The following is an 18,998-nucleotide window of genomic DNA, read 5'->3' on the forward strand; positions in this document are numbered from 1 at the left end:
CAACCCCGCTTTGGAGTGAACAGATGAAGTTTTTCGTAGATACCGCCGAGATCGACCAGATTAAAGAACTCAATGACCTCGGGATGGTTGACGGGGTCACGACGAACCCCTCGCTGATCGCAAAGTCGGGCCGTGACATTCTGGAAGTCACGAAAGAGATTTGTTCCATCGTGTCCGGCCCCGTCTCAGCCGAGGTTGTGGCGCTGGACGCCGACACCATGCTGGCAGAGGGCCGCAAGCTGGCCAAGATCGCCGACAATATTGCAGTCAAAGTACCGCTGACATGGGCGGGTCTGAAAACCTGCAAGACACTGTCGGACGACGGGATCATGGTGAACGTCACGCTTTGTTTCTCCGCGAACCAGGCGCTCTTGGCGGCCAAGGCGGGTGCGACATTCATCAGTCCCTTCATCGGGCGTCTGGATGATCTGAACCTCGATGGTCTGGAACTGATCGAGGATATCCGCACAATCTATGACAACTACGGCTTCGAGACGAATATCCTTGCCGCCTCGATCCGGTCCGCCAATCACATGAGCGAATGTGCCAAGATCGGTGCCGATGTCGCGACGGCCCCGCCGAATGTGATCAAGGCAATGGCAAACCATGTCCTGACGGACAAAGGTCTGGACGGGTTCATGGCGGATGTCGCCAAGGCCGGTATCAAAATTCTCTAAAGACAAGTCAGGTAAGGTGGATCTTGATCCACCTTACCTTCAGCAAACTAGGGCAAAAGTGCCACGCCCTGTGACTTGAACGCAAAAACCCTGCGACAAGCCCCCCAACCCTCTGCTAGTTTATCAAAAAACAAAGCAGAGCAGGCTCATGAATAAAACACTGATGGCCGATGACCTTCGCGAGAAGATCATCGCAAACCCCGATGTTCTTTTGGACGATGTGGACGTGATGCGCGCCCTCGTGGGGGCGAACGCAGACCAGAATGCCGGCAATATCGTCGATCTCCGGTCGGTCGCCATGGAACGGCTCGAGGCGCGGTTCGACCGCCTTGAAGACACCCACCGCAGTGTTATTGCGGCCGCCTATGACAATCTTGCGGGCACCAATCAAATCCACCGCGCGATCCTGCGGATGATGGATGCAAGCACCTTTGAACGCTTCCTTGCGGATCTTTCCGGCGAAGTGGCGGATATCCTGCGCGTTGATGCAGTCCGCCTTGTGCTGGAAAGCAACCTGCAAGACACGCAGCGCGCTACAGGCGAAGCCATTGCGATTATGCCCGAGGGCTATGTCGACGGGTATATCACCCTTGGCCGCAACATGCCTGCCCGCCAGATCACCCTGCGTGAATTCCACAAAGTGGGTGGAAGCCTTTATGGCGCGCGCGCAGAATACATCAAATCCGAGGCCTGCCTGAAGGTTGACCTCGGCCCTGATCGCCTTCCCGCCATGCTGGTCATGGGCAGTGAAGACCCGCAGCAATTCACACCGCAACAGGGCACCGACCTGCTGACCTTCTTTGTTGGAGTCTTTGAACGGGTCGTGCGCCGCTGGCTGGCCTGATGCGATGATCGCGCCTGCGCTCTCAGACGCCTTGGGCGCGTGGCTCGCGGGCCAGCGTGCGCTGGCCGGGGCCGCCGAGAATACATTGAAGGCGTATCAGACCGATGTGCTCGGGTTTCTGGCCTTCATGACCCAGCACAATGGTGGCAGCCAGGGTCTTGCCCCCATCGCCCGCATCACGATCCGCGACATGCGTGCGTGGATGGCCCATGAGCGTGCCCGTGGTGTCGGTGCGCGCTCTTTGGCGCGGTCCCTGTCGGCGGTGAAGTCCTTTTACCGCTGGCTCGCCGAGCGCGAAGGGTTCGAGCCCACAGCAGTCCTGTCCACCCGCGCCCCGAAATTCCAGCGCAAACTGCCGCGCCCGCTTGAAATAGACGCCGCCTCGGAGATGATCGAGACGGTTGAACTGCAATCGAACGATCCTTGGGTTGCCGCGCGGGATGCTGCGGTTGTGACACTCCTTTACGGCTGTGGCCTGCGAATTTCCGAGGCCCTGGGCCTTACGGGCCGTGACGTGCCCCTGCCCGATGTGCTCCGGATTATCGGCAAAGGGAACAAGGAACGGATCGTCCCCGTCATTGCCCCTGCGCGTGATGCAGTGGACGCCTACCTGCGCCTGTGCCCCTATCCCGTCGCCGACGACGCCCCGATCTTTCGCGCCACCCGTGGCGGTGTTCTTTCACCACGTGCGATCCAGAAAGTGATGGAAAAGGCCCGCCTGCAATTGGGTCTACCCGCAACGGCCACGCCCCACGCGATGCGCCATTCATTTGCCACGCATTTACTGGCCGCAGGCGGCGACCTGCGTACGATTCAGGAACTGCTAGGGCATGCCTCTCTCTCCACCACCCAGGCTTATACGGCAGTCGATGCCGCACACTTAATGTCTGTTTATGAAAAGGCGCATCCAAAGGCCTGAGAACAGGTTGCCCCTCCGCGCTTTTTCGCTCATGACGGTTCAATGACACTTCGCACCAAAGCCCTTCTTGTTCATCTTCTTACTGCCACCGGCGCCGTTTTTGCCATGTTGGCAATGCTGGCCGCAGTTGAGGAGCAATGGAGCCTGATGTTCCTGTGGCTGGTGGTTGCGTTCTTTGTCGATGGCATTGATGGGCCGCTGGCGCGCAAGTACGACGTCAAGACGAACGCGCCCGCCTTTGACGGCGTGCTGCTCGATCTGATCATTGATTATCTGACCTACGTCTTTGTACCCGCCTATGCGCTTTTCAAATCCGGCCTTTTGCCCGGCTGGACGGGGTGGTTCGCGATTATCATCATCACCTTTGCGTCCGCCATGTATTTTGCTGATACACGCATGAAAACTAAAGATAATTCATTCTCCGGCTTTCCCGGATGCTGGAATATGCTGGTGCTGGTGATCTTTGCTTTGCAGCCCAATTTCTGGGTGTCCCTTGTACTGGTCGGCAGCCTTGCCATCACCATGTTTGCGCCGCTGAAATTCGTCCATCCAGTCCGGACCGAGCGTTGGCGGGTGGTTACCTTGCCGATGGCCTTGGGGTGGACGTTCTTTGCAGGCTGGGCCGCTTGGGTGGATTTCCATCCCAACAGCTGGGCGCATTGGGGGTTGGTCCTGACTTCGGTCTACCTGCTTTTTGCAGGGGTTGCCCAGCAGGTAATTCCGGCCCGCGAAACCGCCTAAATCAACAAACCGGCTGCACCTTCAAGCCGCAGCAAGGCGACCTTCGCCTCAATCCCGCCAGCACCGGAATATCCGCCCAAACCATCCGCCGCCAAGACGCGGTGACACGGAATAATGATCGCGATCGGATTGGCCCCGCAGGCCTGCCCGATGGCTTGCGCGGAAACATCAAGCTCTTTGGCCAGATCGCCATAGGTGCGTGTTTCGCCATAGGGAATGGCGCACAGTGCTGCATAAAAGCGCTGTTGAAACGCACTGCCTCGCGGCGCCACGGGCGTCCGGAAATGTCGGAGCGTTCCTGCAAAGTAAGCTGCAAACTCATCGGCCATCTGCTGATGGAGCGGCCCTTCGGTCAGCGTACCGTCACGGCCCCAATGCAAGGCCGTCACAGCACCATCGACCGCATCCGCTCCCAACGCGCCTACGGGCGAACTGGCGCAAATCAAGGCTTGAGGCCGCGCACCGCCATCATGGTGGCCGTGATCGTGGCGATCGTCTTTTCCTGCGTGCCATCGATCGCGATGGCGCGGCCTTCGGTGAAGGTCAGCGTGCGGCCGGACTTGAGCACATTGCCCTCAAACCGGAATGACTGGCCCTTTGCGGGCGCCATGAAGCTGCATTTGAATTCCACGGTCAGCACTTCGCTTTCCGCATCCATTAACGTCAGGGCGGCAAAGCCGCAGGCGCTATCCATGCCCGATGTGATCGTGCCTGCATGGATGAACCCGTGATGCTGGGAAAATGCCTGATTGAACGGCATTTCCAGAACCACACGCCCCGGCGCGACATCCGCAACAGTGATCCCCATGGTCTGCATTGCACCCTGACGGTCGAAATCCGCCAGCATGCGCGCAACCGATTGGGGATCACCATATTCCATCAGCCGAGCGCTTCGTTACAGCGCCCGCAGACACCCGCGTGTGTATGGGTGCCGACATCGGGCAGGATTTTCCAGCAGCGCTGGCATTTCTCGCCTTCCGCACGGCCAAAGACCACCGCGACATTGGCCACTTCGTCCAGCGTGAACGCACCTTCTGGCGCGTCATCCGTTGAAACAACGATGCCCGATGTGATGCAGAGATCATCAAAGCTGACGGTCTCCAACAGCTTGGCGGTGTCGGCGTTGACATAGACAGTCGGTGCCGCCTCAAGCGAGGCACCGATAACCTTTGCCGTTCGCTCGACCTCCAACGCGCCAGTGACGACACGGCGGACCTTGCGCACCTCGGCCCATTTCGCGGCCAGCGAATCGTCGCGCCATTCGGCAGGGGTCTCGGCGAAATCCTCAAGGTGGACCGAGCTATCGTCCGCGCCGAACCGCTCCAGCCAGACCTCTTCCATCGTGAAGGTCAGCATCGGGGCTAACCATTTGGTCAGGCGGTGGAACAGGATATCCAGCACCGTGCGCGCGGCACGGCGGCGGGTCGTGTCGCCGTCGCAGTAAAGCGCGTCCTTGCGGATATCAAAGTAGAAGGCCGAGAGTTCGACGGTGGCAAAGGTAAAGACAGCCTGGAACACGCCCTGGAAATCATAGCGCGCATAGCCTTCGCGGACTTGGCTATCCAGTTCCGCCAGACGGTGCAGGACCCAGCGTTCAAGCTCGGGCATCTCGGCAGGTGCGATCCGGTCACCTTCGGTGAAATCGGCCAGCGAGCCCAGCATATACCGCATGGTGTTACGCAGGCGGCGATAGCTGTCGGCCACACCTTTGAGGATTTCATCCCCGATCCGCAGGTCAGCCGTATAGTCCGACTGCGCCACCCAAAGACGCAGGATATCCGCGCCATATTGGTTGACCACCTGCTCGGGTGCGATGGTGTTGCCGATGGATTTGGACATCTTCATGCCCTTCTGATCCAGCGTAAACCCGTGGGTCAGAACCCCGCGATAAGGTGCATGGCCCATTGTGCCACAGGCCTGCAACATCGAGGAATGGAACCACCCGCGGTGCTGGTCGGTGCCTTCGAGGTAGAGATCGGCCATGCCGTCCTCGGACCCGTCGGCGCGATCGCGCAGGACGAAAGCGTGGGTCGAACCGCTGTCGAACCAGACGTCAAGGATATCGAACACCTGCACGTAGTCCTCGTGATTCACCGTGTTGCCCAGAAACCGCTCTTTTGCGCCCTCTTTGTACCAAGCATCGGCACCTTCGGTCTCGAAAGCATCGAGGATCCGCGCGTTTACCTCTGGATCGCGCAGCAGATAATCGGGGTCTGTGGGCTGCGTGTCTTTCTTGACGAAACAGGTCAGCGGCACACCCCATGCGCGCTGGCGCGACAGCACCCAGTCAGGGCGCGCCTCGATCATGGAATACAGGCGATTGCGGCCTGTTTTTGGTGTCCATGTCACCAATTCGTCGATAGAACGCAGCGCGCGTTCGCGGATCGTGGTGCCATAGGTGTCCTGCCCGTCACCGACGGCTTTGTCGATGGCGGCAAACCACTGCGGGCGGTTCAGACGGATCACGGGCGCTTTGGACCGCCAGCTATGGGCATCCGAGATCGTGATCCGTTTGCGCGCCAGCAGCGCGCCGACCTCGACCAGTTTGTCGATCACAGCCTTGTTCGCACCACCGGGCTTGCCGTTAGGCTTCAGAATGCACTCGCCCGCAAAGAACGGCAGGTCATCGCGGTAAGAGCTGTCATCAAGGATGTTATAGGTCATCGGCAAGCCGTGCTTGACCCCGATGGCATAGTCATCGTCACCGTGGCTGGGGGCTGTGTGCACAAAGCCGGTACCGGCGTCACTCGTGACATGTTCGCCAGCAAGCAGGGGTACATCAAAGTCCCATTCACCGCCCGCGCCTTCGGCGCCGCGCAGCGGGTGGGCGAGGGTCAGCGCCGCGAGTTCCTCAGTCGACACATCGCGGACGCGGCGGATCATCTCGTCACCGACCAAACGACCAGCAGCAAAAACCTCTTCAGCGAGCGCGTCGGCAACGAGGATTTTTTCTCCGATAGTCGCCCAGCATTCCTCGGGGCGGCCGATGACTTCATAGAGGCCATAGGCGATGTTGGGGCCAAAACAGACCGCGCGGTTTTGTGGGATGGTCCAAGGCGTTGTCGTCCAGATCAGGACTGTCGCGTTCTTGAGATCGGTTGCGATATCGAACAGAGCGTCGTCAAAATCAGTGGCTTCGTCGAGCAGCGCCAGTTCCTCACCCGCAGGGGCCACAGGAAACCGCACCCAGATCGCATCGGTCTGGCGGTCGTGGTATTCAACCTCGGCCTCGGCCAGCGCAGTTTTCTCAACCGGCGACCACATCACAGGCTTGGAGCCCTGATAGAGCGTGCCGTTCATCAGGAACTTCTGGAATTCCTCGGCGATCACACGCTCAGCGTGGAAATTCATTGTCAGGTACGGATCGGCCCAGTTGCCGGTGATGCCCAGACGTTTGAATTCCTCGCGCTGGATATCGACCCAGCCTTCGGCAAACTTGCGGCATTCCTGACGGAAATCGACGACATCCACGTCATCCTTGTCGCGGCCTTTGGCGCGGTATTTTTCCTCGATCTTCCATTCAATCGGCAGACCATGGCAATCCCAGCCCGGCACATAACGCGCATCGCGGCCCATCATCTGCTGGCTGCGCACAACCATATCCTTGAGGATCTTGTTCAGCGCGTGGCCGATGTGCAGATGCCCGTTCGCATAGGGTGGTCCATCATGCAGCGTGAAAGGCTTACGCCCCTCGGCCTTTTCGCGCAGGCGGTCATAGACCCCGATTTGCGCCCAGCGTTCCAGCCACTCGGGCTCGCGCTTGGGCAATCCGGCGCGCATGGGAAAATCGGTGTGGGGCAGGTTCAGGGTTTGTTTATAGTCGGGTGTTTCGGCGCACATGGGTGGCGTCCTTTAGCAGTCATATGGATTTATCACGTTGGATCGGTGCGCGCACGCTGACACCTTTTCCCGGCAGGCGTGAAAGGTTTCAGGCCGCCGGGCAAATAATGCTTATGATCATCTGCCGCAACATGTGTGCGCTTATAGGCCCAGCATGCAAAAGGGTAAAGCACGACTTGGCAGGGATCAGCGGCAGAACGACCCGCTGCGATAGCGTGCGGTGTCAAAATGAAAGTGATCACGGTGAAAGCGGTTCGCCTCGGGGCCAAGGACTGTTCCGAATGGTCCGCACGCCGCCCGCCACATTGCGCGCAATTGCGCCCCGTGATCAGCCGAGTTCCAATCTGTCAGCAGCGTCATCTCACTGCCATCACGCAACTGGATGCCTGCAATATCAATCGCCCGTCCAAAGGCATGTTCCGAAAGGCGCCCACCCGGTTGGTTGTTGCGCGTCCGGCAGGCATAGTGTGACACAACGCGCAAAGAGGACACGCCACCACCCTCGCCGCCCACCGCAGGCAGGACGCCGCGTTCGACCCACGTATTCAGCGCCCGCGCTGTGCGGCAATCAATCGTCGGCTGCGGCCTGAGCGAGACACCGGCGACAGAGCGCAGTTTCACCGCATCCGTCACCCCGCAGGCCCCTGCCCCGTTGATCGTGCCGACAGCTGTGCCTTGGATCGCGGGATTGCCACAGACCTGTCCGCGCGCGCGCGCAAGACGCCGTTCTTCCGCGGCGGTTTCGATCGAAGCGGGGCGCATCGCAGGGCGCAAAGACAGCGCGATGGCATTCGGACTAAAGGCGAAAAGGTTGCGTTCAGCGCGGAACAGTGGTCGCGTCTGCGCGCCATGTTCGAGAAGCGGGCGCTCGGCGGGGCGCAACACAGGTCGGACAATATCTGCCGGCGGCACTTCGGACACAGGGCGCGCCACGGGGCGGACAATATCTTGCGCGTGCAAAGGGCCAGACAGGACCATGGCGATACAGAGGATCGCCCAACGCTTCACTCTTTGCGTACCTTCACGCGGCCAAAATCAGGTGCGTCGGTATCCTGGCCTGCCTCGATAATGCCACGCCGGATCGCGCGGGTGCGGGTGAAGTAATCATGCAAATGATCGCCATCCCCTTGGCGGATGGCGCGTTGCAAGGCAAAGAGCTCTTCCGTGAAACGTCCCAGAATTTCCAGTGTCGCTTCTTTGTTGTTCAGGAAAACATCGCGCCACATCACAGGATCAGAGGCCGCGATACGGGTGAAATCGCGAAAACCGGCGGCAGAGTATTTGATGACTTCGCTATCGGTGACACGGCGCAGATCGTCGGCGACACCAACCATCGTGTAGGCAATCAGGTGCGGCGTGTGACTGGTCACCGCCAGCACCAGATCGTGGTGCTCGGCGTCCATTTCATCAATCAACGCGCCCATGCCGCGCCACAGGTCAATCAGCCGGTCAACGGCGGCACGCTCGGACCCTTCAACCGGAACAATGATGCAGAAACGGTTGTCAAAAAGCTCTGCAAAGCCAGAGCGCGGACCCGAATGTTCGGTGCCCGCCAGCGGGTGCGCGGGAACAAAATGTACGCCCTCGGGGATATGCGGACCCACGGCCTCGATCACCGTGCTTTTGACGGAACCGACATCACTGACCGTGGCACCTTGTTTCAGGACCGGAGCGATTTCCTGCGCGACGCTTTCCATGGCGCCGACCGGCACGCAAAGTACCACAAGGTCTGCGTCCTTGGCGGCCTCTGCTGCCGTGTCATAGACATGATCGCAAAGCCCGATCTCGCGCGCCGTGTCGCGCGTTTCGGCAGACCGTGCGTAGCCGACGATCTCACCGGCAAGCCCCGCCCGCCGCATGGCGTGGCACATGGATGAGGCGATCAGGCCAAGCCCGATCAGCGCAACGCGGTCGTAAATCCGGGCCATCACTTGGCCCCTTTGAACTGCGCGACCGCATGGGCCACGCGGCGACAGGCGCTTTCATCACCGATCGTAATCCGCAGGCAATGCGGCAGACCGTAACCCGCGACACGGCGCACAATGATCCCATTTGCACGCAGATGCGCGTCGCAGGCTGTGGCCTCGGCCTCATCGGCAAACCGCGCAAGGATAAAGTTGGCGGTTGAGGTATCGGACGGCACGCCCAGTTCGGCAAGCGCATTGGCGAGCCAGTCACGCCATTTGGCGTTCTCGATACGGCACTTTTCGGTATGCGCGGTATCGCGTACCGCTGCTTCCGCTGCAGCGAGAGCGGCTGAAGAAAGATTGAAAGGCCCTCTGATGCGGTTGAGCACATCAATGATCGGCTGAGGGCCATAGCCCCAACCCACACGCATCCCGCCAAGGCCGTAGATTTTCGAAAACGTGCGCGACATGAAGACATTCTCGCGGGCTTCGACCAAGGCTTTGCCTGCATCGAACCCATCGACAAATTCCGCATATGCGCCGTCCAGCACCAAAAGCGCTTGCGGCGGAAGACCCTCGGCTAGACGTGCCACCTCGGCGCTGCCGATCATCGTGCCCGTGGGGTTGGCCGGATTGGCAATAAAGACCAGTTTCGTCTTGTCCGTGCAGGCCGCAAGGATCGCATCCACATCAACGACGCGCTCGTTCTCGGGCACCACGACAGGGGTTGCGCCACAGGCGTGGGCATAGATCGGATACATGGAGAAGCCGTGTTCGGTAAAGACAACCTCATCACCGGGGCCGGCATAGGCCTCGGCTAGAAGTTTCAGGACATCGCCAGAACCAACGCCACAGAAAACGCGTTCGGCATCGACATGCCAGACCTCTGCAATCGCTGCACGCAGTTTGGCGTGGTCTGTTGGCGGATAGCGGTGCAAATCATGGGTTGCCCGCACAATAGCCTCTTTGACGGCGTCGCTTGGACCTAAAGGATTTTCGTTTGACGACAGCTTGAGCACATTGCTGACGCCGTCCAGATGTGCATCGCCACCTTTGTAAAGTGCGATGTCCAGAATGCCCGGTTGGGGTTGAATGCCGTCCGCCATGAAAGTCCGTTCCCGTCTCGTTTCGCCCGTTCTATCGCCCCGCTGGATGCAAAGCCAGTGGATTGGTGGGCCTTGGAAATGAAAAGGCCGCCCCGGATCGGAGCGGCCTTGAAGAGTGTGCTCCGGCATATCGCCGAAGAATTGCCAAGATTAGTTCTTGGCGTAGAATTCGACGACGAGGTTTGGTTCCATCGTGACCGGATATGGCACATCGCCAAGGCCCGGTGTGCGCACGAAAGTCGCTGTCATCTTGTTATGGTCGACGTCCATGTAATCAGGCACATCGCGCTCTGGCAGTTGGGACGCGACCAGAACCAGCTCAAGCTGCTTGGACTTCTGGCGCACTTCGATCACGTCGCCTTCCTTTACGCGGTAGGACGGGATGTTGACGCGCTTGCCATTCACTGTGACGTGGCCGTGGTTCACGAACTGGCGTGCAGCAAAGACGGTTGGCACGAATTTGGCGCGGTAAACAACGGCATCCAGACGACGCTCGAGCAGACCGATCAGGTTTTCACCTGTATCGCCTTTTACACGCTCGGCTTCGCCATAAATGCGGCGGAACTGCTTTTCGGTCAGGTCGCCGTAATAACCCTTCAGCTTTTGCTTCGCGCGCAGCTGTGTTCCGAAGTCGGACAGTTTGCCCTTGCGGCGCTGACCATGCTGGCCGGGGCCGTATTCACGACGGTTGACGGGTGACTTTGGACGACCCCAGATGTTTTCGCCCATCCGGCGGTCAATTTTGTACTTGGCAGCGGTACGTTTAGTCATACGCTGATCTCCTTCTTTATATTGCGAAGGGCGTTGTCCTTTCCCCGGATTTGGCCGGGACGACAGGGTTCCGCTTGCGCGGGCCACCAACACCAATGAATGAGCGGCTTATAAAGCGGCTGCATGAGGTGTCAACGACGAAACAACAAATTCATCTTCTGTTATCTGAACGACTTGGGAATGTACTAATTAAGACGAATTATCGACAAACGTGTACTACATAAGGTATCGTGGGGCAGTAAAATGGATCGGTGTTGCCAGTGAGTATTTTGTTTTTGTTCATGAGTGTTGTGGCAATCTGGCTTTTTGGTCATCAATTGGTGCGGCGTCGCTTCGCCAAGTTGAATCATCAATTGGCTGACCGGTATCTCACAACATTTGCTGCCCCAACTCTTGATGACGCGGAACAGAGCCTGATGGCGCTTTGTGTTGACCTGATGCGCAGGGAAACCTGTGAGGTGCCTTTTGACCAGTTGACTGCGCAAGAAAAGAAGATGGTCCTGCATGCCCATGCGGTTGAAGAACTGCCCTCGTGGATGTCGCGCTATGCATCTTACGGGCTGCCCAGGGCCGGACGGGAGCTAATCGGCAAACTTCGCGACATCAAATCTTCACGTCCCGAGCAGCCCAAGCAACATTTTGGTGCGATAAAGCGCCAACAGCAATTGCGTTCCCGCGTCTAAAGAGTGACACCTGCGACTATGTCGCAGCCTGAGCTTTCAAATCATCCACTGCATTTTGCCGCCGCCTTTGGCACGGGCGGGTTGTTATCCTTTATGGTGCTCTTCAATGGCACATTGGCCGCCTACGGGTCGCTGTTCTTTGCATCATGGGTGCCCCATCTGACGGGCAGTGTCGCGGCGCTGCTATTTTTGCTGGTCTTGCGTCCGAAACGTGCGCAGGCGGCGCGCCCGCCGCTCTGGGTCTATCTGGGCGGCGTGTCGGGGGCAGTGACGGTGATGTTAACATCGGCGACGTTGAATTCAGCGCTGGCCCTGTCGGGGACCATTGCACTGGGCCTTGCAGGCCAGATGGTGTTTAGTCTGTTTGCCGATATGCGCGGGTTGTTCGGCCTACCCCAGCGGATGCCGGTGCGGCGCGATTTTGTGGCCTTGGCGCTGATCATCGCGGGCAGTCTGATCCTGATCTTTTTTGGCAGCAGCACATGATCTTTTTTGCTGCCCTCGCCATTCTGGCCGGCGTTCTGGTGTCACTCAGCCGCCAGATCAACGGGCGCTTGGCGCTGTCGACCTCGGCAATGGAATCGTCGTTCTGGAATCATCTGGTGGGGCTGGTCTTTATTACCTGTGTTGCCTTGGCGGTCGGCGGCCTTTTTGCCGGCGACCCCGCCGAGGCCCCTTGGTGGGCCTATTTGGGCGGCACTGTCGGTGTGGTCTTTATTGCTGCTGGAAGCTGGCTGATCGCGCGGATCGGCGCGGCGCAAACGGCGCTTTTGATCATCGCAGGGCAGATGATTTCCGGCGTGTTGCTGGATATCGTGATGGGCGCGCCCGGCAATCTGTGGGCGCGCATTTTAGGTGTCGGTCTGATCCTTGCAGGGATGTGGGTGGCGCAAGGGCGCAAACGCTAGGTTTCCTTGCGATCATCCACAACGCCGAGTGCGGCCACGCCAGAGTTGCCCAGTTCCACCGTCGCGAAAGGCCCGCCGATGCACAGGTTGGCTAGGTCCTTGTTGTCCAGCGGCGGGGTGTCGGCAAAGACCGCTTTGGCGAAAACCTCGGCATTGTCTTTGGGGCGATACCCCAGATGGCCTGCCTTGCTGTTATCCACCACCGCGCGGTCATTGTTGGAAATGCCGTAGACCACGGTGAACCCCACCACAGGGCTGTCGATGGACCGTTCCACAAGATGGATCAGATCGTCATAGGACAGCCACGTGCCGATGCTGCGGGCGTTGGTGGCCTGCGCACAAGAGAAAATGCGCATGCATACGCTTTCCACCCCGCGCTTGTCCCAATAAAGGCTGGCCAGATCCTCGCAAAAGCATTTGGCCAGCCCATAGTAGGTGTCAGGGCGGTGGGGGGCGTCCAATCCGATGGTATCGGTTTTCAGGTGCATGCCCACCGCATGGACAGAACTGGCATAGACCACACGCTTGACGCCGCAACGATAGGCCGCCTCCCAGACATTATAGGCACCGATGATGTTGGATTGCAGGATATCGTCCCAAGGGGCCTCATCCCCGATGGCCCCGAAATGGACGACCATATCGGCCCCTTTGATCACCTCGAGCATGGCATCAAGGCTGGACAGATCCGCCTGCACATAGCTTTCACCCGGATAAAGCGTGCCGATATCATCAGCGCGATCGGTCGAGACAAGCTCATCGCACATCTTTGTCAGCGGCTCGCGCAGATATGATCCAAGACGGCCCGCGGCCCCTGTGAGAACGAGTTTCTTCATGTGTCTTCCCTTTCTGTCGCTGCGCGCATCTGCGCCAGCAATGCATCGGCCCCTTTGGCCAGCAAATTCGTATCCGTGCCGCAGGCCACAAAGGTGAACCCGTCAGAGAGCAGCTTTGCCGCGAACACAGGGTCCGTCACCAAGGTGCCCACAGGGATGCCCGCATCCATCAGCTTGCGCGCCGCAGGCAGGATCAGATCCCAGACCTCCTGCGACATATGTTTCCCGAGCAGCCCCATATCGGCGGCGATATCGGCGGGGCCAAAGAAGACGCCATCCACACCGCCGACCTGACCGATCTCTAGCGCCTGCGCCACGGCCGCGCGGGTTTCGACCTGCACCAGCACGGCTGTTTCATCGCCTGCTTTGGCATAATAGTCGGTGATCCGCCCAAAGTTGTTGGCGCGGACGGACCCAGCCACGCCCCGCACACCTTTGGGTGGATAACGGCAGGCGGCGACTGCGGCCTGCGCTTCCTGCACCGACTGGACCATCGGGAAGAGCAACCCTGGCGCACCCATATCCAACAGGCGTTTCACGATCACAGCGTCGTTCCATGGCGGGCGCACAATGGCGGTTGATCCATGCGGCGCTATTGCCTGCAATTGGCCCAGAACAGTCGCCATATCGCTTGGTGCGTGCTCCATATCGACCAAGAGCCAATCATAGCCCGCACTTGCCACCACCTCGGCGGCATAATTGTGCGACAGGCTGATCCACAGCCCGATTTGCGGACGGCCGGCGCGGATTGCGGCCAGAAAGGCGTTGGGCGCCATCTTCATATCACGGCCTTTTCGACAAAGCGGGCACCCTGCGCAATGCGGGTAAAGTTCAACGGGGTCAGATCCAGCGTGCGATATTCCCCGTAAGTGATCAATTCCGCCGTGCCGCGCCCGATGGCGGGGGATTGCTGCAAACCATGGCCCGAGAATCCGTTCACAAAGACAAAGTTCTCGACCACGTCATGTGCGCCCAGAACAGCGTTCTGGTCAAAGGTATTGTAGGCGTAGTGCCCGACCCACGAATTGCGCAGCTTGATCGCCTCGAATTGCGGGATACGGGTGGCGAGGATCGGCCAGACCTTGTCTTCCCAGATACTATGGTCAGCGGCGAAATCGGCATAATCGACAGGCCCGTCGTCATCGGGTGGACAGCCCGCCATATAATAGGCGCCATCGGTGCGCATGTGGACGCCCGAGGGGTCAATCGTCAGTGGCAGATCGCGGTCCAACGGTTCTGCCGCTTCAAAGACAAAAGTGTAACGTTTGCGCGGCTCGACGGGCATGTCGATACCCGCCATACGCGCGGTGAGCAAAGCGCGCGGACCTGAGGCGTTAACGACAGTGCCGCAGCCAACAACCTCGCCAGACTTGAGGACCACACTCTCCACGCGGGTGCCTGCAGCGTTGCGGTGCATCGCAACGACTTCGTTGGTCAGGAAGGTAACACCACGTGCCTTCGCCATGCGCCGCCACCAGTCAAAAAGCGTGTGACCGTCGAAATACCCTTCATCCACTGTATTGTGGTTGCCTGCGATGATGTCATCGAGCTGATAGAACGGATAGGCCTGCGCGATTTCATCACGGCTCATGTGCCGCGTGCCCGCACCGCAAGCCGCCTGAATTTTCTGGGCTTCGCGCAGCGCTGCGGCAAAACCGTCGTTATCTGCCAGATAGAGATAGCCGAAACTATGGATCAGCGGTTGCGGGATGCGGGCATCGCCGCCCAGATAGGCGCGAAAATTCTTGATGTAATCCACTGCGAACTGGGAAATCCGCACGTTGATTTCTTCGCTGAACTGCTGGCGGATGCAGGAATTCGTGTGCGAGGTCGAGGCGAATTCATAGGTCGGATCGCGTTCTATGACCAAGATAGAGCCGTCAAAATCGGGGTTGTCTGTCAGGAACCACGCAACCGCCGACCCGTAGATCGCTCCACCGACGATAACGACGTCATAGTTTGCGTGCTCAGGCGCTTGCATCACGCGGTTTCCCCTTTGCTGACAGCCGCAAGAACACCTGCGATTTCATCCGCGCTGAGACCATAATCCTCACTGGCAGATGTCGCCGAAATATACCCACGCGCAAGATCGCGTTTCACAAGCACGGGATCGCGTGCGGAGGCGGGGCCATAGCCTGCGCCACCGGGCAAAGCCAGCATGACGCGTCTACCTTCAGGGACAAACTGCTTCCCCTTGCCTTGCATGACGCTGCCATCATCCTGCGCAATTACCGTCGGTGCGCCATCCTGCCCGCCCTGCCGTCCACGGGCGGGGTGATGGACACGGTCAAACATGGCCGAGAAATCAAATTCATGCCCTGCTGTGGCACCGACCTCCATATATTGTCCCAGACCGCCGCGATACTGCCCGGCGCCACCGCTGTCAGGACGCAGTTCCTTGCGCCAGATAATGACAGGGCCTGTGTGTTCCGTGGCTTCGATCGGCATGGTCATGACGCCCGAAGGAAAGGCCGTCGCGTTCAGCCCGTCCACGGTGGGCCGCGCACCTGCACCGCCGGAGTTGAAAGTCAGCACCTCGGACCTGCGCCCTTGGTGGCCGGGAGCGGGGCGCAAAGAGACCTGGAAATTGCACAGACACCCCGCCCCTTCGGCAGGCACATTGGCAGGCAGGATTTTATCCAGCGCATCATACACCGTATCGGGGATCATATGGCCGATGATATGGCGCAAGGCGACGGGTGCAGGATGGACCGCGTTGACAATACTCCCTGCGGGGGCTGTCACTTCGAACGGCGCCAATGATGCCGCATTGTTGGGAATTTCAGGGGCGATAGCGCATTTGAGCGCGTAGCATGCATAGGCCTTGGTATAGACCATCGGCACGTTGATGCCTTTTCTATCCACTCCGGATGTGCCCGCGAAATCACATGAAATGCGGTCCCCGGCGATCTCAAGCCTGACTTTGAGATCAATGGGCCGGTCAAACCCGTCGATCCGCATAGCCCCTGTCGCGGTTTCGCGGGGCAGCGCCGCGATCCGTTCCAGCGTGGCGCGGCGCGAATTTTCGAGGATGAAATCACCGATCCCTGTCAGGTCGCCGAGGCCGAATTCGTCCATCATTTCGGTCAGCCGCCGGTGCCCGATCTCGTTGCAGGTGGCCAGCGCATAAATATCACCGATCAGCTGATCGGGTTCGCGCACATTGCCGCGCAACAGGCGGATCAGGGTCTCATCCACCTTGCCGCGATCCGCGAATTTCATAATCGGGATATAGATACCCTCTTCGTAAACGCTTGCCGCATCCGCTCCAAAACCCCGCCCGCCGATATCAACCACATGGGCCGTACAGGCGAAAAAGCCCACATGGTGACCGTTATGAAATGACGGTGTCACGACGGTGATATCATGCAGATGGCCGGTACCTTCCCATGGATCGTTGGTGATATAGACGTCGCCTTCTTGTATATTCTCACGGCCAATCCTGCGGATGAAATGCGCGACAGCATCGGCCATCGCATTCACATGGCCGGGCGTGCCTGTGACCGCCTGTGCGAGAATCAGGCCGTCAGCGTTGTAAACCCCGGCCGAGAGATCGCCTGCTTCGCGCACAGAAGTCGAAAATGCGGTGCGGACCAGCGCCTGTGCCTGTTCCTCGACGACCGAGATCAGGCGGTTCCACATCACCTGGAATGCAACGTTGCTCATGTGCGTTTCTCCGTAATGTCGATGGTACCATCAGGGCGTGCTATGGCGGTGCGGCTTGCGGGGACGACGATGGTCGTCTCATCCTCGGTGATCAGCGCAGGGCCCGCGACCCAATCACCCGCAGAAAGGCGCGCACGCGGAACGATGGCCGCGGCGGAAGATGCGCCTATGATCGGATCAAAAAGCGCGCGGGTGTTAACCGACACTGCACCCTTGCCGCCGGGCGTCGCACCAAGCGTTTCAACAGCCGCCACCTCGGTCGTCGCGTTCACAGCCCAGACGGTGATTTCAACATCCATCCCTGCCACCGTGCGCCCGAAGAGCGTAGTATAATCCGCCTCAAAAAGTGCAAGGAACTCTGCCGCATCAGGGGTCTGCGCTTGCTTGGGCGTCAAGCTGATCGGGATTTCCCAGCCTTGGCCCGTGTAGCGCATATACACCTTGAATTCAGCTTTAATTGGCGCATCAGCGTCACAGGTGCGCACGAAACCCGTGGCTTCGGCCTCCATTTCGGCAAGCAGCGTCTTGACCACCTGCGGCGCAAAACCGGAAAGCTTCATGTAAACACTGCGGGTCGCTTCAAAGCTGAATGGCGCGCGCAGGAAACCGATCGCCGAACCAACACCTGCGCCGGTTGGCACAAGCAAGCGGTCGATGCCAAGTTTTTCACAAAGCCGTCCCGCGTGCAGCGGTGCCGCGCCACCAAAGGCAATCATGGTGTAGTTGGCAAGATCTTCACCGTTTTCCACCGCATGTACGCGCGCCGCATTGGCCATGTTTTCATCGACCACTTCAGCCAGCCCGAAGGCTGCCATCTGCGCATCCATATCAAGCGGCGCACCCAATGTGCCCAGCGCCTGCGACGCGGCAGTAGCATCAAGTTTGATCGAACCTCCTGCGAAATGGTCGGGGTCCAGCTTGCCCAGTGTCAGGTCCGCATCTGTTACCGCAGCGCGCGCGCCGCCGCGTCCGTAACAGGCCGGACCCGGCTCTGATCCTGCACTTTCGGGGCCAACACGGATCTGGCGCATCGCATCCACATGGGCAAGGCTGCCGCCCCCTGCCCCGATCTCGACCATATCAATGACAGGGATCGAGATGGGCATGCCCGAGCCCTTTTTAAAGCGATAGGTGCGCGCAACCTCAAAGACACGCGCGGTCTTAGGAGTTTGATTTTTGATCAGGCAAGTCTTGGCCGTCGTACCACCCATGTCGAAGGACAAAACCTTGTCTAGCCCATAGCGTGCAGCGATATTTGCCGCAAAGACGGCCCCGCCAGCGGGCCCGGATTCCACCAGCCGGACAGGGAATTCCGCCGCGCTCTCAAGGCTGATAATTCCGCCGCCCGAATGCATCAGAAAGACGGGGCAAGCCGCCCCTTCATTGCTCAAGCGGCCCTTGAGGCGACCCAGATAGGACTTCATCAGCGGTTTGATATAGGCGTTGGCAACTGTCGTATTGAAGCGTTCGTATTCGCGCATCTGCGGCGACACTTCGGATGAAAGCGAAATCATCACATCGGGCAGCTTTTGCGCAAAGACCTCGCGGATCATCCGCTCGTGGCTGTCATTGAGATAGGCGTGAAGCAATCCGATGGCGATACTTTCGAAACCGTAAGGGGCCATCTGGTCGGCAAGTGCCGCGATGTCGGCGCGGTCCAGCGCGACCAGCACATGACCGTTCGCATCAATGCGCTCGTTTAGGGTAAATCGATGCTGGCGTGGCAAAAGCGGTTCGGGCAGTTGCAGGTTCAGGTCGTATTGTTCAAAGCGGCTTTCGGTGCGCATCTCGATGACATCACGGAAGCCTTCAGTGGTAATCAGCGCTGTTTTCGCCCCACGCCGTTCGATCAGCGCGTTGGTGGCAAGGGTTGTGCCGTGGATGATCTGGTCGATCTGGGAAGGCTTGATGCCTGCCTTGTCACAGACCTGATGCATCCCGTCGATGATTGCGTTTTCGGGGGCGGCATAGGTGGTCAGTACCTTGGTGGAATAGGGTGCATCCCCCACCTCCAACACCACATCCGTAAAGGTCCCGCCGATATCTACGCCCATGCGTATATGTTGCTGCATTGCGGGGCTCCTTCACGTGCAAATTCAGCGT

19 protein-coding genes are annotated in these 18,998 nt (G+C 59.2%); 7 read left to right on the forward strand and 12 right to left on the reverse strand.

Going from position 1 to position 18,998, the window contains the following annotated elements:
• The first annotated feature begins 23 nt into the window (after positions 1-23).
• The 4 genes from fsa (at position 24) to SJY29_RS11415 (ending at position 3,181) form a co-directional block, all read left to right on the forward strand.
• Positions 24-677 carry a fructose-6-phosphate aldolase gene (gene fsa, locus SJY29_RS11400; protein ID WP_055296218.1) on the forward strand — a complete coding sequence of 218 codons (654 nt, stop codon included), beginning with the start codon at positions 24-26 and terminating at the stop codon, positions 675-677.
• A gap of 148 nt (positions 678-825) precedes the next feature.
• Positions 826-1,521 (forward strand): DUF484 family protein, encoded by a 696-nt coding sequence (locus SJY29_RS11405; protein ID WP_400083028.1) that lies wholly within the window; start codon positions 826-828, stop codon positions 1,519-1,521.
• Positions 1,522-1,525: 4 nt separating this feature from the next.
• Positions 1,526-2,440: a tyrosine recombinase XerC gene (locus SJY29_RS11410; protein WP_400088912.1), complete on the forward strand. Its 915-nt coding sequence runs from the start codon at positions 1,526-1,528 to the stop codon at positions 2,438-2,440.
• 42 nt (positions 2,441-2,482) lie between these two features.
• On the forward strand, positions 2,483-3,181 hold the full coding sequence (locus SJY29_RS11415) for a CDP-alcohol phosphatidyltransferase family protein (protein WP_400083031.1): 699 nt from the start codon (positions 2,483-2,485) through the stop codon (positions 3,179-3,181).
• On the opposite strand, the gene SJY29_RS11420 is transcribed toward SJY29_RS11415, so the two are convergent.
• The 7 genes from SJY29_RS11420 to rpsD all read right to left on the reverse strand — a co-directional run bounded on the left by SJY29_RS11420 (position 3,178) and on the right by rpsD (position 10,805).
• Positions 3,178-3,627, reverse strand: coding sequence for a methylated-DNA--[protein]-cysteine S-methyltransferase (locus tag SJY29_RS11420; protein WP_400083034.1), 450 nt, complete (start codon positions 3,625-3,627; stop codon positions 3,178-3,180). The two genes, SJY29_RS11415 and SJY29_RS11420, sit on opposite strands and share 4 nt — an antisense overlap.
• Complete coding sequence (locus SJY29_RS11425) at positions 3,624-4,061, reverse strand: PaaI family thioesterase (protein ID WP_400083037.1); 438 nt, start codon at positions 4,059-4,061, stop codon at positions 3,624-3,626. Before SJY29_RS11425 ends, SJY29_RS11420 begins: the two co-directional genes overlap by 4 nt.
• Entirely contained in the window at positions 4,061-7,021 is a 2,961-nt protein-coding gene (gene ileS / locus SJY29_RS11430) for an isoleucine--tRNA ligase (RefSeq protein ID WP_400083040.1), read from the reverse strand. The genes SJY29_RS11425 and ileS overlap by 1 nt, the downstream gene beginning before the upstream one ends.
• 186 nt (positions 7,022-7,207) lie before the next feature.
• Positions 7,208-8,029 carry an extensin family protein gene (locus SJY29_RS11435; RefSeq protein WP_400083042.1) on the reverse strand — a complete coding sequence of 274 codons (822 nt, stop codon included), beginning with the start codon at positions 8,027-8,029 and terminating at the stop codon, positions 7,208-7,210.
• Positions 8,026-8,949, reverse strand: coding sequence for a prephenate/arogenate dehydrogenase family protein (locus tag SJY29_RS11440; protein WP_400083045.1), 924 nt, complete (start codon positions 8,947-8,949; stop codon positions 8,026-8,028). Before SJY29_RS11440 ends, SJY29_RS11435 begins: the two co-directional genes overlap by 4 nt.
• Complete coding sequence (gene hisC, locus SJY29_RS11445) at positions 8,949-10,034, reverse strand: histidinol-phosphate transaminase (RefSeq protein ID WP_400083047.1); 1,086 nt, start codon at positions 10,032-10,034, stop codon at positions 8,949-8,951. Before hisC ends, SJY29_RS11440 begins: the two co-directional genes overlap by 1 nt.
• Before the next feature lie 150 nt (positions 10,035-10,184).
• Positions 10,185-10,805: a 30S ribosomal protein S4 gene (gene rpsD, locus SJY29_RS11450; RefSeq protein WP_055296059.1), complete on the reverse strand. Its 621-nt coding sequence runs from the start codon at positions 10,803-10,805 to the stop codon at positions 10,185-10,187.
• A 260-nt stretch (positions 10,806-11,065) separates the two neighbouring features.
• On the opposite strand from rpsD, the gene SJY29_RS11455 reads away from it, so the two are divergent.
• Genes SJY29_RS11455 through SJY29_RS11465 form a run of 3 tightly spaced genes read left to right on the forward strand, consistent with a single transcriptional unit; the run spans position 11,066 to position 12,396 of the window.
• Positions 11,066-11,488, forward strand: coding sequence for a hypothetical protein (locus SJY29_RS11455; RefSeq protein WP_400083050.1), 423 nt, complete (start codon positions 11,066-11,068; stop codon positions 11,486-11,488).
• A gap of 18 nt (positions 11,489-11,506) precedes the next feature.
• Positions 11,507-11,974 (forward strand): DMT family transporter, encoded by a 468-nt coding sequence (locus SJY29_RS11460; RefSeq protein ID WP_400083052.1) that lies wholly within the window; start codon positions 11,507-11,509, stop codon positions 11,972-11,974.
• A complete protein-coding gene (locus SJY29_RS11465) occupies positions 11,971-12,396 on the forward strand; it encodes a DMT family transporter (RefSeq protein WP_400083055.1) in 426 nt (141 codons plus the stop codon). The genes SJY29_RS11460 and SJY29_RS11465 overlap by 4 nt, the downstream gene beginning before the upstream one ends.
• On the opposite strand, the gene SJY29_RS11470 is transcribed toward SJY29_RS11465, so the two are convergent.
• The 5 genes from SJY29_RS11470 to SJY29_RS11490 are packed head-to-tail and all read right to left on the reverse strand — an operon-like array spanning position 12,393 to position 18,967.
• A complete protein-coding gene (locus SJY29_RS11470; RefSeq protein WP_400083058.1) occupies positions 12,393-13,229 on the reverse strand; it encodes an NAD-dependent epimerase/dehydratase family protein in 837 nt (278 codons plus the stop codon). The two genes, SJY29_RS11465 and SJY29_RS11470, sit on opposite strands and share 4 nt — an antisense overlap.
• The gene (locus SJY29_RS11475; protein WP_400083061.1) at positions 13,226-14,011 is read right to left on the reverse strand and encodes an HpcH/HpaI aldolase/citrate lyase family protein; all 786 of its coding nucleotides are present in this window, start codon (positions 14,009-14,011) and stop codon (positions 13,226-13,228) included. The genes SJY29_RS11470 and SJY29_RS11475 overlap by 4 nt, the downstream gene beginning before the upstream one ends.
• On the reverse strand, positions 14,008-15,210 hold the full coding sequence (locus tag SJY29_RS11480) for an NAD(P)/FAD-dependent oxidoreductase (RefSeq protein WP_400083063.1): 1,203 nt from the start codon (positions 15,208-15,210) through the stop codon (positions 14,008-14,010). Before SJY29_RS11480 ends, SJY29_RS11475 begins: the two co-directional genes overlap by 4 nt.
• On the reverse strand, positions 15,210-16,895 hold the full coding sequence (locus tag SJY29_RS11485; RefSeq protein WP_400083064.1) for a hydantoinase B/oxoprolinase family protein: 1,686 nt from the start codon (positions 16,893-16,895) through the stop codon (positions 15,210-15,212). Before SJY29_RS11485 ends, SJY29_RS11480 begins: the two co-directional genes overlap by 1 nt.
• Positions 16,892-18,967 carry a hydantoinase/oxoprolinase family protein gene (locus SJY29_RS11490; protein ID WP_400083067.1) on the reverse strand — a complete coding sequence of 692 codons (2,076 nt, stop codon included), beginning with the start codon at positions 18,965-18,967 and terminating at the stop codon, positions 16,892-16,894. The genes SJY29_RS11485 and SJY29_RS11490 overlap by 4 nt, the downstream gene beginning before the upstream one ends.
• Positions 18,968-18,998: the final 31 nt, after the last annotated feature.

Origin of the sequence: Yoonia sp. R78084, from assembly GCF_044595625.1 — a bacterium.
In the GTDB taxonomy this organism is placed as follows: Bacteria; Pseudomonadota; Alphaproteobacteria; order Rhodobacterales; family Rhodobacteraceae; genus Yoonia.

What these genes read in the sequence shown, in the direction of transcription:
- SJY29_RS11405 (WP_400083028.1), top strand. Translation starts at nt 826, where the DNA reads ATGAATAAAACACTGATGGCCGATGACCTTCGCGAGAAGATCATCGCA.
- SJY29_RS11490 (WP_400083067.1), bottom strand. Translation starts at nt 18,967, where the DNA reads ATGCAGCAACATATACGCATGGGCGTAGATATCGGCGGGACCTTTACG.
- SJY29_RS11415 (WP_400083031.1), top strand. Translation starts at nt 2,483, where the DNA reads ATGACACTTCGCACCAAAGCCCTTCTTGTTCATCTTCTTACTGCCACC.
- SJY29_RS11470 (WP_400083058.1), bottom strand. Translation starts at nt 13,229, where the DNA reads ATGAAGAAACTCGTTCTCACAGGGGCCGCGGGCCGTCTTGGATCATAT.
- fsa (WP_055296218.1), top strand. Translation starts at nt 24, where the DNA reads ATGAAGTTTTTCGTAGATACCGCCGAGATCGACCAGATTAAAGAACTC.
- SJY29_RS11460 (WP_400083052.1), top strand. Translation starts at nt 11,507, where the DNA reads ATGTCGCAGCCTGAGCTTTCAAATCATCCACTGCATTTTGCCGCCGCC.
- rpsD (WP_055296059.1), bottom strand. Translation starts at nt 10,805, where the DNA reads ATGACTAAACGTACCGCTGCCAAGTACAAAATTGACCGCCGGATGGGC.
- hisC (WP_400083047.1), bottom strand. Translation starts at nt 10,034, where the DNA reads ATGGCGGACGGCATTCAACCCCAACCGGGCATTCTGGACATCGCACTT.
- SJY29_RS11440 (WP_400083045.1), bottom strand. Translation starts at nt 8,949, where the DNA reads ATGGCCCGGATTTACGACCGCGTTGCGCTGATCGGGCTTGGCCTGATC.
- SJY29_RS11485 (WP_400083064.1), bottom strand. Translation starts at nt 16,895, where the DNA reads ATGAGCAACGTTGCATTCCAGGTGATGTGGAACCGCCTGATCTCGGTC.
- ileS (WP_400083040.1), bottom strand. Translation starts at nt 7,021, where the DNA reads ATGTGCGCCGAAACACCCGACTATAAACAAACCCTGAACCTGCCCCAC.
- SJY29_RS11425 (WP_400083037.1), bottom strand. Translation starts at nt 4,061, where the DNA reads ATGGAATATGGTGATCCCCAATCGGTTGCGCGCATGCTGGCGGATTTC.
- SJY29_RS11410 (WP_400088912.1), top strand. Translation starts at nt 1,526, where the DNA reads ATGATCGCGCCTGCGCTCTCAGACGCCTTGGGCGCGTGGCTCGCGGGC.
- SJY29_RS11475 (WP_400083061.1), bottom strand. Translation starts at nt 14,011, where the DNA reads ATGAAGATGGCGCCCAACGCCTTTCTGGCCGCAATCCGCGCCGGCCGT.
- SJY29_RS11480 (WP_400083063.1), bottom strand. Translation starts at nt 15,210, where the DNA reads ATGCAAGCGCCTGAGCACGCAAACTATGACGTCGTTATCGTCGGTGGA.
- SJY29_RS11465 (WP_400083055.1), top strand. Translation starts at nt 11,971, where the DNA reads ATGATCTTTTTTGCTGCCCTCGCCATTCTGGCCGGCGTTCTGGTGTCA.